12 protein-coding genes are annotated in these 12845 nt (G+C 71.7%); 6 read left to right on the plus strand and 6 right to left on the minus strand.

The window, feature by feature from the left end; genetic code table 11:
* Positions 1–101: 101 nt before the first annotated feature.
* The 5 genes from Actkin_RS17355 to Actkin_RS17375 form a co-directional block, all read right to left on the minus strand.
* A complete protein-coding gene (locus Actkin_RS17355; protein ID WP_258903415.1) occupies positions 102–914 on the minus strand; it encodes a carbohydrate ABC transporter permease in 813 nt (270 codons plus the stop codon).
* Positions 915–1284: 370 nt separating this feature from the next.
* Entirely contained in the window at positions 1285–2271 is a 987-nt protein-coding gene (locus Actkin_RS17360; protein WP_258903416.1) for an ABC transporter ATP-binding protein, read from the minus strand.
* Entirely contained in the window at positions 2268–3494 is a 1227-nt protein-coding gene (locus Actkin_RS17365; RefSeq protein ID WP_258903417.1) for an ABC transporter substrate-binding protein, read from the minus strand. Before Actkin_RS17365 ends, Actkin_RS17360 begins: the two co-directional genes overlap by 4 nt.
* Complete coding sequence (locus Actkin_RS17370; RefSeq protein WP_258903418.1) at positions 3491–4261, minus strand: carbohydrate ABC transporter permease; 771 nt, start codon at positions 4259–4261, stop codon at positions 3491–3493. Before Actkin_RS17370 ends, Actkin_RS17365 begins: the two co-directional genes overlap by 4 nt.
* Positions 4262–4322: 61 nt before the next feature.
* Positions 4323–6644, minus strand: coding sequence for a WD40/YVTN/BNR-like repeat-containing protein (locus Actkin_RS17375; RefSeq protein WP_258903419.1), 2322 nt, complete (start codon positions 6642–6644; stop codon positions 4323–4325).
* Between the two features lie 120 nt (positions 6645–6764).
* Between Actkin_RS17375 and Actkin_RS17380 the strand changes: the two genes are divergently transcribed.
* From Actkin_RS17380 to Actkin_RS17405, 6 genes are all read left to right on the plus strand, one after another.
* Positions 6765–7181: a hypothetical protein gene (locus Actkin_RS17380; protein WP_258903420.1), complete on the plus strand. Its 417-nt coding sequence runs from the start codon at positions 6765–6767 to the stop codon at positions 7179–7181.
* 83 nt (positions 7182–7264) lie between these two features.
* Positions 7265–8194 (plus strand): ABC transporter ATP-binding protein, encoded by a 930-nt coding sequence (locus Actkin_RS17385; RefSeq protein ID WP_258903421.1) that lies wholly within the window; start codon positions 7265–7267, stop codon positions 8192–8194.
* Complete coding sequence (locus tag Actkin_RS17390; protein WP_258903422.1) at positions 8187–9047, plus strand: hypothetical protein; 861 nt, start codon at positions 8187–8189, stop codon at positions 9045–9047. Before Actkin_RS17385 ends, Actkin_RS17390 begins: the two co-directional genes overlap by 8 nt.
* Complete coding sequence (locus tag Actkin_RS17395; protein ID WP_189210589.1) at positions 9044–9955, plus strand: ABC transporter ATP-binding protein; 912 nt, start codon at positions 9044–9046, stop codon at positions 9953–9955. The genes Actkin_RS17390 and Actkin_RS17395 overlap by 4 nt, the downstream gene beginning before the upstream one ends.
* On the plus strand, positions 9952–10674 hold the full coding sequence (locus Actkin_RS17400) for an ABC transporter permease (protein ID WP_258903423.1): 723 nt from the start codon (positions 9952–9954) through the stop codon (positions 10672–10674). The genes Actkin_RS17395 and Actkin_RS17400 overlap by 4 nt, the downstream gene beginning before the upstream one ends.
* A gap of 152 nt (positions 10675–10826) precedes the next feature.
* Complete coding sequence (locus Actkin_RS17405) at positions 10827–12200, plus strand: LVIVD repeat-containing protein (protein WP_258903424.1); 1374 nt, start codon at positions 10827–10829, stop codon at positions 12198–12200.
* Positions 12201–12272: 72 nt separating this feature from the next.
* On the opposite strand, the gene Actkin_RS17410 is transcribed toward Actkin_RS17405, so the two are convergent.
* Positions 12273–12773, minus strand: coding sequence for a MarR family winged helix-turn-helix transcriptional regulator (locus tag Actkin_RS17410; RefSeq protein WP_258903425.1), 501 nt, complete (start codon positions 12771–12773; stop codon positions 12273–12275).
* Positions 12774–12845: the final 72 nt, after the last annotated feature.

The following is a 12845-nucleotide window of genomic DNA, read 5'->3' on the forward strand; positions in this document are numbered from 1 at the left end:
TGTCGGCGAGGCCGTCGGGGCCGCATCTTCGGCCGTGCGCCCGGCGGGAATGTTCCGATTACTGGCGAGTCTTTCTCATTTTCGATCGAGCACAGCGGACGTCACGCGCGGGTCCGCTGGCGGGCGGCGAGCCGTGCGGCGATCCAGAGCGGGAGGGCGGCGGCGATGCCGGTGAGGACCAGCAGCGTGATCGACAGGGTGCTGGCGTAGCCGAGTTCGCCGTACTCGAAGGCGCGGCGGTAAATCAGCAGGGGCGCTGTGAGCGTGGCGTCGGCCGGGCCGCCGTCGGTGACCAGGAGTGCGGGCACGAACGCGTTCTGCACGACGACGACCATGTCCCGCACGGCCAGGACGATGACGATGGGCGCCATGAGCGGCAGCGTCACCCGGGTCATCGCGAACCAGGGCGAGCCGCCCTCCAACGCGATCGCCTCGTGCAGCCGGACCGGTATCGCCATCCGCGCCGCCAGGGCGACCGTGAAGGCCTCGCCGATCTGGAACACCATCACCAACACCAGCCCGATCCGCGCGCCCCAGGGGGTGGTGAGGAAGCCGGGGTCGGGGAGCCCGAACATCTTGAGCAGAGCGGGCAACGGCCCATAGAGCGGGTTCAGGATCCATAGCCACAACAACGCCCACGCCGCGTCCGGGATGACGGAGGGCAGATACGCCGCGACCCGCCCGACAGACGTCCCCACCCGACGGCGGGCAAGCAACAACGCCGCCCCCACCGCCAGCCCCACCCGCAGGGGCACGACGAGCAACGCCACCACCGCGCTGACCCCGACCGCCTCCCAGAACGCCCCATCCCCCACCAGCCGCCCGAGGTTGTCTCCCCCCGTGAACTCCGGCGCCGTGAACCCGTAGTAGTCCGTGAACGCAAGCGCCGACGCCACCACCAACGGCACAAGCACCAGCAGAGCGGACCCGACGAGATACGGACCCGCCAACGGCCACCGCCGAGCGAACCTCGCCCTCGTCACGACGCCCCACCAAACCGAACAACGCCTACAACCGAACCCCAATCACCCACGACGAGTGAGACCACACCCCTCCGCCGCATCACACCCCGCTGACAACCCCCGATCGCGCCCCTCACCCACGAGCCCGTCATCGGCGACCGAGCTGGCTCCACCCCACGCCACCACACCCACCGACGACCGGCGACCGTCTCACCCGTCCGAGGCGCACGGCCTGGCCACTCCACCCGAACCGACCCACGCCGTGACAACTCCGAACCACCCTGCCACTGGCGGCCCACGGTCAGACCGACCATGCCGGCCGTCATCGGCGGTTGCCTGTGGCGGCGTCGAAGTGGTGTTCGTCCTCAGTCCGCCACGTCACCGTCACGCTGGTGCCCGTCTCTGGTGCGGCCGTCCACGGCAGACGGGCCAGGAGGTCGCCCTCCACGACCTCGACGGGCGCCTCGAGGCGGACAAGGCATTCCTCGCCCGCCTGTTCCACCGCCAGGACCGTCGCCCTCAGGCCATCACCGCCCAGGCGGATCCGCTCAGGGCGGACGCCCACGACCCTGCCCTCCGACGCCAGCAGGTTCATCGGCAGTGGACCCACGATCCGCGCCACCGCCGTCGTGGCGGGCCGCGCGTACAGCGCCGTGGGTGTGTCGCACTGGAGGACCCGGCCACCGTGCATCACCGCGACGCGGTCGGCCATGGCGAGGGCTTCCAGTTGGTCGTGGGTGACGTGGACCATCGGAACACCCAGCGACCGCTGGAGCGCGCGGATCTCGCCGCGCATGCGGAGGCGGGATTCCGCGTCGACCGAGGCGAGGGGTTCGTCGAGGAGGCATACCGCAGGCACGCGGATCATCGCCCTGGCCAGCGCCACCCGTTGCCGCTCGCCGCCGCTCAGCTCGCCCGGCATGCGGTCGAGGAGGTGGTCGACGTCGAGCACGCCCGCCACCTCGCGGACCCGGGCCTCGATCGACCGCCGCCCCGCCCCCCGCGCGCGTTCGCCGATGCCGATGTTCGCCGCCACGGTGAGGTGCGGGAACACCGCGGCCTCCTGGAACACCATCGCCACATCCCGTGCCGCGGGCGGCAGGGAGGTGGCGTCCCGGTCCCCGATGAGCACCCGTCCGGCGTCCAGGGGTTCCAGACCCGCGATAGCGCGCAGCAGCGTCGACTTCCCCGACCCGGACGGCCCCACGATGACGAGCAGCTCGTCCTCGGCCGCGATGTCCACGCCGTCGAGGGCGACCACGCCGCCCGCGCGGAAGGCCTTGCGCGCGCCCTCGACCCGCAGGCTCATCGGCGCCGCAGCAGGGGATCGGCCTGCCGCTGGATCTCCGCCAGCACCTCCTCGAGCGGGACGCCGTCGTGGAAGGCCCGCTCCAGCTGGGTGCCGATCACGTCCTCCACCTCCGGCCACGACGGCACCACCGGCGTGTGCCGCAGGTGCGGGATGGCGTCGAGGAACACCTGCGACGACGCGGGCGCGCGGGTCGGGCTGAGGAACGCGGGCGAGGTCGCCACCGAGCGCAGCGACGGCACCGTGCGCCCGCCCAGCGCGGTGATCGTCTGCCCCTGCTGCCCCACCGCGTACGCGATGAACCGCGCCGCCGCCTCCGCGTTCTCCGATGTCGACGAGACGCAGTACGCGTCCGAGTGCAGCACCGACGCGGGCTCGCCCATCACCGGCAGGGCGGCGACGTCGAAGTCGAGCCCGCGCTGCTCGCGCAGCGCCGGGACCTCCACCCGCGAGCTGAGGAACATCGCGAGCTTCCCGGTCATGAACTGCTCCTCCACCCCCTGCGCGGCGAGCTGCTCCTTCGACGGCGTGGCGCCCGTGCCGATCAGGTCGAGCACCGCCTGGAGGGCGGCCTTCGCCCTCGGCTCGTGCAGGGTCGTGCGGGTGGGGGCGGCGTCGTCGTCGACGATCGCGCCGCCGCTGCCCCAGATGAACGGCGCCATCCGGGTGATCGAGGCGTCGATGCCCACGCCCTTGACCCCGTCCGTGGTCAACGCGCGCGCGGTGCGCACGAAGTCCTCCCAGGTCCACCCGGCCGAGGGCGCCGCGACGCCCGCGTCCCGGAACAGCGCGCGGTTCCAGTAGACGACCAGCGACGAGATGTTCTGCGGCATGCACTGCAGCGCGCCGTCGGAGGTGAACGCGCGCAGCGGCTGCTCGTAGTAGTCCGCCGTGTTCACCCCCTGCTCCTCCAGCAGCGGCCCCACGGCGCGCACGGCCCCGCGCTGCACGAACGGCGCGAAGTCGCGGTAGTTGATCAGGAAGACGTCCGGCGCGTCCCCCGACGCGAACGCCGTCGACAGCCGGGTGAGGTGGTCATCGCGCCCCACGGCGACGAGTTCGACCTCCCCGCCCTGGTACGCCGAGATCAGGCTCCGGTAGACCGCCGCCTCCTCCGGCTCGGCCCGGATCTGCAGGGTGATCCGCGCTGGCCCGTCCGCGCTCGGCTCCGCGCACGCGCTCGCCGCGAGCAACATGGCCAGGCACACCGCCCTGGCCCTCACGAGCGCTCCACCGACGAGAAGAACGACCGCTGGCCGATGCCGAAGGCGATGAGCGCGGGCGCGGTCACCACCACCGCGGCGGCGAGGTAGATCGGGTACAGAGCGGCCTCCATCTCGCTGAGGCTCCGCAACCCCAGCGCCACCGGCCAGTTGGCGGGCGAGGACACCAGGGTCAGCGGATCCATGAACGTGGACCAGTAGAACAGCCCGGACAGCGCGGCCACCGCCACGACAGCGGGCCGGGCCAGCGGGAGCGCCACGCGCCACCACACCGCGACCGGGCTGAGCCCCTCCAGCGTCGCCGCCTCCAGCAGCGAGGTGGGGATGCGCGAGCAGGCGAGGGCGAACAGCAGGACGTAGAACGGGGTCGTCCCCGCGAGCGCGAGCAGGGCGACGGTGAACGGCGTGTCGGCCAGCCCGACCCCGCGCAGCAGGACGACCCGGGGCACCCACAGCGCCGCCGCGGGCACCAGCAGCATCAGCACCGAGACGCCGACGAGCCACCGCCGCGCCCGGCCGCGCGCCATGGCGATCGCCAGGCCCGCCATCGAGGTGACGACGACCGTGACCGGGACCGCGACGACGACGAGCAGCAGCGAGTTCAGCAGCAGCCTGCCGACCGGCATGAACCGGGGCACGGCGGCGTAGTTCGCCCACTCGGCGGGGTCGGGCCAGAGGTCGAGGCCGTCGGGCGGCGGCTGGAGCGGGCGCTGCAGCGAGCCCAGCGCCATCACCGCCAGCGGCGCGAGGAACACCACCGAGAGCACGACGACCCCGGCGGCCCACCAAGGCCGCCGGGGTGCTCGGGTGCGCCGCCGGTCCAGGGCCTCAGTCGGCGAGCGACGTCGTCCAGATGCTGCGGCCATAGGTCGCGGCGTAGAGCGTGTCGCTGCCCGCGGGCAGGTCGATGTCGGTGATCGGCACGAGCGGCAGGTTCGTGCCGACCTTGGTCCACGTCCGGCCGAGGTTGGTCGTGCGGTAGACGCCCACGTCGGTGGCGATGAACAGCCAGCGCGGCTTGGACGGGTGGCGGATGACGTCGTTGACCGGCGCCTGCGGGATCTTCTTGCCCGCGATGTCGGCCCACGTGCGGCCGCCGTCGCTGGTCATGACCAGGTGCGGGTAGCCGTCGCCGGAGCGCCAGCCGGAGAAGCTCGCCCAGGCCACCCTGGGGTTCTGCGGGTCGACGGTGATCCGGGTGACCCAGCGGCCGGGGAACACCGGGCTGCGCAGCCGCTCCCAGGTCACCTGGGCGGGATCGGCCGCCATCGCGTTGCGGCTGACCCACATCAGGCCGCTGTCGGTGCCCGCGTAGACCAGGTTCGGGTCGGCCGCGGTCGTGCCCAGCGCGGTGACGGTGCCGAAGCCGGGGGCGCGCGGCTCGGTGCCCTCGGTCAGGTCGGGGCTGATCCGCTGCCAGGTCCGCTGACCGGCGTCGGTGTTGATCCGGCTGACGTACTCGCTGGCGCCGAACAGGATCCGCGGGTCGGCGGAGAACTCCAGCGGCGCCACCCAGTTCTTGCGCGCGCCGGGGATCGTCATGGAGAAGCCAGCGCCGTCGACGAAGCCGCGGCAGCCGCCGTTCTGGGAGCAGCCGTAGTACTTGCGGTCGTCGGTCGGGTCGATCCGGTTCATCATGCCGTCGCCGCCGACGAAGCCGAACCAGTCGCCGGTCACGGTGTTGTCCGAGCCCCACGACTTGAGCGAGCCGTTGTCCTGGGCGCCCGCGTTGACCCGCGAGCCGTCCTGGTGCGAGACGTCCATGGCGTAGAACTGGGTCACGGGCAGGTACGGGGTCTTGGCCCACAGGCCGCGCGCCGCGCCGTTCTCGGTGGACCAGTAGAAGCCGCCGTCGTTGCCGAGGTACACCCGGCCCGGGGTGAACGGGTCCCACTCCAGGCCGTGCTGGTCGGCGTGCGGGGTGCGCGAGGTCGTCCAGGTGAGGCCGCCGTCGAGGCTCTCGGCGAGGCTGACGCCCGCGACGAACACGTGCAGCGGGTCCACCGGGTCGACGTAGACGCGGCCGAACCACCAGGCGAACCCGCCGCTGATCGACTGCAGCGTGCCGCCCGAGGTCGCCCCGACGGGCGTCCAGGTCGCGCCAGCGTCGGCGCTGGTGAAGAAGCCGTTGAAGTTGCCGCCCGCGGTGCTGGAGATGAGGTAGGCGCGGTTGGGGTCGCTGTCGCTGAAGTCCACGCCCATGCGGCCGACGTAGGTCGCCGAGTCCGGCTGGCCCACCACGTCGACGCTCTGCGGCAGCGGCGCCTGGTGGATGTTCACCCAGGTGCGGCCACCGTCGGTCGAGCGGTACAGGAAGGAGTTCTTGCCGTAGATGCGCGACTTCTCGTCCCGGACCTTGTCCCAGGTCGTGGCGAGCATGATGTCGGGGTTCGTCTTGTTGACGGTCACGTCGATCACGCCGGTGGACGCGCTCGGCGGGGCGATCACCCTGGTCCAGGTGGCGCCGCCGTCCTCGGTCATGAACAGGCCGCGGGTGGGCTCGGTGTCGTGCAGCGCGCCCATGACGGCGACGAACACGCGGTCGTCGTCGCGCGGGTCGATGACGATCTGGCCGACCGTGTCGCCCGAGGAGAGGCCCACGTTGGTCCAGGTGGCCCCGCCGTCGGTCGACTTGTAGACGCCCTTGCCGTAGTACGCCGAGCCGCCGCCGTGGTCGGGCTCGCCGGTGCCCGCCCAGACCACGCCCCGGGAGTCGACCGCGACGGCGCCCATGGACTGGGGCAGCCGGTCGTCCCAGGCGGTGTCGAAGGTGGCGCCGCCGTCGTCGGTGCGCCAGAGGCCGCCCGTCCCGGTGGCGATGTAGACGACGCCCCGCGTCGTCGGGTCGGTGGCGATGTCCCGGATGCGGCCGCCGATGTTGCCGGGGCCGAGCTGCTTCCACACCTGGTCGGTGCCCGCCGCGGCCACGCCCAGCTGCTCGGACTGCGCGATCGCCTGCGTTACCGCGGCGTCCGGGATGGACCCGTCCGGGTTCGCCCGTTGCAGGTACATCCACTCCTCGGCGCCCACCGGGTCGGCCGTGCGCTCGGCGGCGTCGGCCCCGGAGGTCTCAGGAGTGGAGACGGCGCTCGCGCCCGCCATGGCCAGAACCGCGGTGGCGGCGACTATCCAGACAGGGGTCTTGACCACGCATTCCTCCGCCGATCACGGGCGCCCTGCGCGCCGGTGCCACACCGTAACACCGGATGATCGGATTTCACCCCATCGTGAGGGCTGCGGGCATTCCCAGAATTACCTACAGTGGCCGCCATGGTCAAACGGGCGCTGATCGCGGTGGCGGTCCTGCTGACGGGCTGCTCAACCGGGGTGGGCGCGTGCCCGGACCCGGCCGCCGCTCCCCCCGCGGAGGTCGCGCTCCTGCCCGCCGGGCTGTCCCTGGACCAAGTGGGAACGGTGACGCGGGTGGAGAGCGCCGACGGCCACCTCTCGGTCCGGGCCGTGACCGCCAAGCCCATCGACGAGGTCACCGTGCTGATCCAGGACGCGGTGACCGCCGCGGGCTACCGCCCCGCCGGGATGGACAACGAGGGCTTCGAGGCGGAGGTCTTCTTCACCGCCGGGACGTACGCCGCTGGCCAGGCGCTCGTCCGGCGGGGCGCGTGCGAGGGCCAGTGGGACATCGACCTCGTGCTGATCGACCCGGCCACCGTCCCCAGTGGAGGATGAGGTCCCCCTAGGGGTCGGGGCGCCGCCAAGATCAGGGGTTCGACCGGATGTGCGGGCCGCCTGCCCACCCGTAGGTTCTCCGCGTGCCACTCATCGAGACCACAGCGCTGGAGATGCGCTACGACGGCGGGGTGACCGCCCTGGCGGACCTGACGCTGGCGATCGAGGCGGGCGTGGTCGGGCTGGTCGGGGTCAACGGCGCGGGCAAGACCACGCTGATCAAGCTCGCACTCGGCCTGCTCACGCCCACCGGCGGCGGGATACGCGTGCTCGGCCTCGATCCGGTCGCCGACGGCGACCGGGTCCGGGCCAAGGTCGGCTACATGCCCGAGCACGACTGCCTGCCGCCGGACATGATCGCCGCCGAGTTCGTGACCCACATGGCCAGGATGAGCGGCCTGCCCGCCGCCGCTGCCCGGGAACGCGCGTCGGAGACGCTGCGCCACGTCGGGCTCTACGAGGAGCGCTACCGCCGCATCGGCGGCTACTCCACGGGCATGAAGCAGCGGGTCAAGCTCGCCCAGGCGCTGGTCCACGACCCCGAGCTGCTGCTGCTCGACGAGCCGACCAACGGCCTCGACCCGGCGGGCAGGCGGGCCATGCTCGACCTGGTGCACCGCATCGGCACCGAGTTCGGCGTCTCCGTCGTCATCTGCTCGCACCTGCTCGGCGAGATCGAGCGGATCTGCACGTCGCTGGTCGCCATCGACGCGGGCAGGCTGCTGCGCTCGGCGACGCTGTCGGCGATGACCGAGCACAACGACCTGCTCGTCGTCGAGGTCGACGAGGGCGCCGACCGGCTGGCCGACGCGCTCACCGCCGCGGGGTTGGACGTGCGGCGGGACAACCGCGTGCTGACCGTCCGGCTGGGCGATGACGACGGCCCGGCCTACGACCTCATCCGCGACGCCGTCGCCGACCTCGACCTCGCCCTGCACCGGCTCGAACGCCAGCGCCACCAGGTCGCCGACCTGTTCCGCGACCTCCCGACCCCGGCGGTGACCCGTGTCTGAACCCGGCGTGATCCACGACATCGGCTACCAGCGCTACGCGGGCCCCCGGCTGGGCCCGGGCTACTCGGCGCGCTCGCTCTACGTGCACAGCCTGCGCGGCGCGTACGGCCTCGGCCGCAGCCCATGGGCGAAGGTGCTGCCGATCGGCCTGCTCGGCCTGGCGAGCATCGCCTCGCTCATCCTCGTGATCGTCAACAGCCAGCTGCCCGCCCCGGTGATCGACTACGTCGGGATCGCCTCGACGTTCACCTTCGCCGCCACGGTGTTCGTCGCCGTGGTCGCGCCCGAGCTGGTGTCGGTGGACCTGCGCACGAAGCTGCTGCAGCTGTACCTGTCGCGCCCGCTGAGCCGGTCGGCCTACGCGCTGACCAAGGTCGCCGCGCTGGCCACGGCGACGTTCCTGCTGTTCGCCATCCCGATGCTGGTCATGTTCATCGGCATGGCGTTCGGCACCGACACCGGCATCGGCGGGGTGTTCGACGAGCTGGGCGGCCTGCTGCTGGGCCTGCTCGCCGCCGTCGTCCACGCCGCGCTGCTGGCCGCGCTCGGCCTGCCCATCGCCTCGCTGTCCGGGCGGCGGGTGTTCGCCACCGGCATGATCATCGGCGTCTTCCTGCTGACCGCGCCGATCTCGGCCATCCTGCGCGAGCTCGACCCCGGCGCCCTCGGCGCCCTCGCCGGGCTGCTGGACCCGACCAGCCTGCTCAACGGCGTGGACACCTGGCTGTTCGGCTCGGACATCGCGCTCGGCGCGATCGACGGGTACGGGCCGGTCTACGGCGCCGTGACGCTCGCGCTCATCGCGCTCGGCACCGCGTGCGCGGTGTGGCGCTACAGGGGGATCGATTCGTGAACACCGTCGAACTGACCGGCGTGTCCCGCTGGTACGGCAACGTCGTCGCCGTCAACGACGTGACCCTGTCGATCGGCCCCGGCCTGACCGGCCTGCTGGGCCCGAACGGCGCGGGCAAGACGACCGTCCTGCACCTGATGGCGGGCCTGCTCGCCCCGTCGCAGGGCGAGGTCCGCGTCAGCGGCGAGCCCGCGTGGCGCAACCCCGCGATGTACCGCAACCTCGGCCTGGTCACCGAGCGGGAAAGCGTGCCCGGCTTCCTCACCGCGTGGGAGTTCGTGCTGGCCAGCGCGAAGCTGCACAAGCTGCCGGACCCGGCGGCCGCCGCGCGGGCAGCGCTGGACGTCGTCGAGCTCCGCGACGCCCAGGACCGGCGGATCTCCACCTACTCCAAGGGGATGCGCCAGCGCAGCCGCGTCGCCGCCGCCCTGGTGCACGACCCGGCCGTGCTGCTGCTCGACGAGCCGTTCAACGGCATGGACCCGCGCCAGCGGATGCACATGATGGACCTGCTCGACAGCATGGCGGGCGAGGGCAGGACCATCGTGTTCAGCTCGCACATCCTGGAGGAGGTCGAGCAGCTCTCCGGCACCGTCCAGGTGATCGTGGCGGGCAGGCTGGCCGCCTCCGGCGACTACCGCCACATCCGGCGGCTGATGACCAACCGCCCGCACGTGTTCACCATCGCCTCCTCCGACGACCGGGCCCTGGCCACCGCGCTGATCGGCGAGGAGTCGGTGTCGGGCGTGAGCGTCACCGCGGGCGGCCTGCAGGTGCACGCCAGCGACTACGGCACGTTCACCCGCGCCGTGGCCAAGCTCGCCAAGGCCCGCGCCATCCGGCTGACCTCGATCCTGCCTTCCGACGAGTCGCTCGAGAAGGTCTTCTCCTACCTGGTGACGACATGAACCCCACGATCATGCGCCTGACGGCGCGGGCCCTCCTCGGCCGCAGGCGCGTGCTGCTGCTCCTCCCGATGCCGATCGTGCTGATCGGCCTGACCCTGCTCGGCGTGGCCAGTGAGGACGAGTACGTCACCGCGGGCGACTGGGGGCCGCTGGTCTTCGGCAACCTCGGCCTCGCGGTCATCCTCCCGCTGACGGCGCTCATCGTCGGCAGCAGCGCGTTGGGCCTGGAGATCGACGACGGCACCATCACGCACCTGCTCACCAAGCCGCTGCCGCGCGGCGAGATCATCCTGTCCAAGCTCACCGTCGCCTGGCTGGTCACGACCGCGGCCACGGCCGTGCCGCTCGCCGTCGCGGCGCTGATCGCGGGCTCGGGCGCGCTGGCCGTCGGCATGGTCGTCGGCGCGGCCGTGGGGTCGCTGGCCTACAGCGCGCTGTTCCTGGCGCTGAGCGTGATGTCCAAGCGGCCGGTCGCGGTCGGGCTGGTCTACATCGTGCTGTGGGAGAACCTGCTGGTGTCGTTCGTCGACGGCGCGCGGGTGTTCAGCATCCGCCAGCACGCGGGCGCGCTCGCCGACGCGATCGGCGACACCCCGCTGGTCGACTCCTCGCTGACGGTGCTCACCGCGGTCATCATGGCCGCCGCGTTCGCCACGCTCGGCACGTACGCCGCCACACGGCGTCTGCGGTCCTTCGCGCTCACGGGTGAGGCCAATTAGCCCAACGCGTTGCTCCAGAGGAGCGAACGCGACCGGCGGCGGGGGCAAAAAGTCTGGTCTTGATCTTTTAACGCCGGAAAGCTTTGAGCTTCCGACCCCACCTGACGGAAGGACATGGCGTGGGATCAAAGAAGCTCCGGCCATTATCCCGGTTGACCGCCGTCACCGCCGCGCTGTTCCTGCTGGGCGCCACCGCGGCGCAGGCCGAGGGCGACCTCGGTGAGGGCGCCTTCGAGACCAGCGACAACGTGCGGCTGATCGCCAACGTCCCGCACACCGCGCCGCTGACCGACAACGGCGGGCGCGGCAGCGACCTCGCCTTCACCGGGAACTACGTCATCGGCGGCAACTACGCGGGCTTCACCATCTACGACATCGCCAACCCGCACCGGCCGCGCATGGTCAGCCAGGTGCTCTGCCCCGGCTCCCAGGGCGACGTCACCGTGCAGGGCGACCTGCTGTTCTACTCCGTCGACTCGCGGCGCAGCGACGACAGCTGCGCCTCGACGGCCCAGAACGACGGGAGCAAGCCCTACTGGGAGGGCATCCGGATCTTCGACATCAGCGACAAGGCCAACCCCCGCTACATCAAGTCCGTGGAGACCGACTGCGGCTCGCACACCCACACCCTGGTCCCGGACAAGGAGGGGAAGAACGCCTACCTCTACATCTCCTCCTACGGCCCGTCCCCGTCCATCGCCCGATGCAAGCCGCCGCACGACAAGATCTCCATCGTCAAGGTCCCGCTGGCGGACCCGACCGCAGCGGACGTGATCGCCACGCCGGTGCTCTTCCCGGACGGCGGCAACCCGGGCAAGCCCGGCGACGTCGACTCGGGGTACGTGCGGGAGACCAGCGGCTGCCACGACATCACCGCCTTCCCGGAGAAGGACATCGCGGCCGGCGCGTGCATGGGCGACGGCGTGCTGTTCGACATCACCGACCGCGAGCGGCCGAAGGTGATCACCCAGGTCAGGGATGACGCGAACTTCGCGTTCTGGCACTCGGCGACGTTCAACAACGACGCCACCAAGGTCGTCTTCACCGACGAGCTCGGCGGCGGCGGCGCGGCCACGTGCCGCCCGGACATCGCGGCCACCCGAGGCGCGGACGGCGTCTACGACATCACCGGCTCCGGGACGTCCGCGACGCTGCAGTTCCGCTCGTACTTCAAGATCCCCCGCCACGACACCGAGATCTGCGTCGCGCACAACGGCTCGCTGATCCCGGTCAAGGGCCGCGACGTCATGGTGCAGTCCTGGTACAAGGGCGGGGTGTCCGTCTGGGACTTCACCGACTCGGCGAACCCGGTGGAGATCGGCCACTTCAACCCGCTGCCCGAGCGCAAGGGGCCGTCGGGCACGTGGTCGGCGTACTGGTACAACGGCTACATCTACTCGATGGACGGCCAGCAGGGCCTGGACGTCATCGAGATCAACGACCCCCGCGTCAACCAGGCGCGGTCGGTGCACCAGAAGGTGTTCAACGCCCAGACCCAGTACACGGTCCGCCCCGGTCGCAACTGACGACCCGGCTGAGTTAGCGAACGGCGCCCGGGCGCGCAGGGGTCCCACCCCGCGCTCCCGGGCACCGTCGCGTCAGGGGGCGGACAGGTTGTCCGTCGCGTCGCGGCCCGCCGCCGTGGTGCGGTGGAGGAAGTCGGCGATCGCCTCCAGCTGGTCGACCGTGTAGTCGGCCATCAGCTCGTCCATGGACGTGTTCATGCCCGCGTAGAGGCGGAACACCTCGGGGTTGCGCTCGCGCCGCGCGCGCAGGACGACGGCCCGCCGGTCGGCGGGGTCCCGTTCGCGGTCGATCCAGCCGCCGCGTTCGAGCCGGTCCAGGACGCCGGTCATGGTCGCCGCGTGCAGGCCCACCCGCCGGGCCAGCGCGCCCGGGCTGATCGGCTCGTGCCGCCTGATGGTCTCCAGGCAGTCGAAGTCGATGTCGCGCAGCTCGAAGCGGGCGCTGATCCGGTGGTTCAGCAGCGACAGCTGGACGCTCAGCTCACGCAGCGACTCCTTGATCTCCGTGCCCGTGCGCCGCCGACGCCGTTTCGCGTCGGCGTTCTCGTCCCCCGAGCCCCGCCCCGTAGCCATGCCGGGATCGTAGGGCAGCCATCGTACGACTTCCAAAACATCTGCTACGGTTTCCGTAGTATCTGAAACTCG

Source organism: Actinokineospora sp. UTMC 2448 (genome assembly GCF_024760565.1).
Lineage (GTDB): Bacteria > Actinomycetota > Actinomycetes > Mycobacteriales > Pseudonocardiaceae > Actinokineospora > Actinokineospora fastidiosa.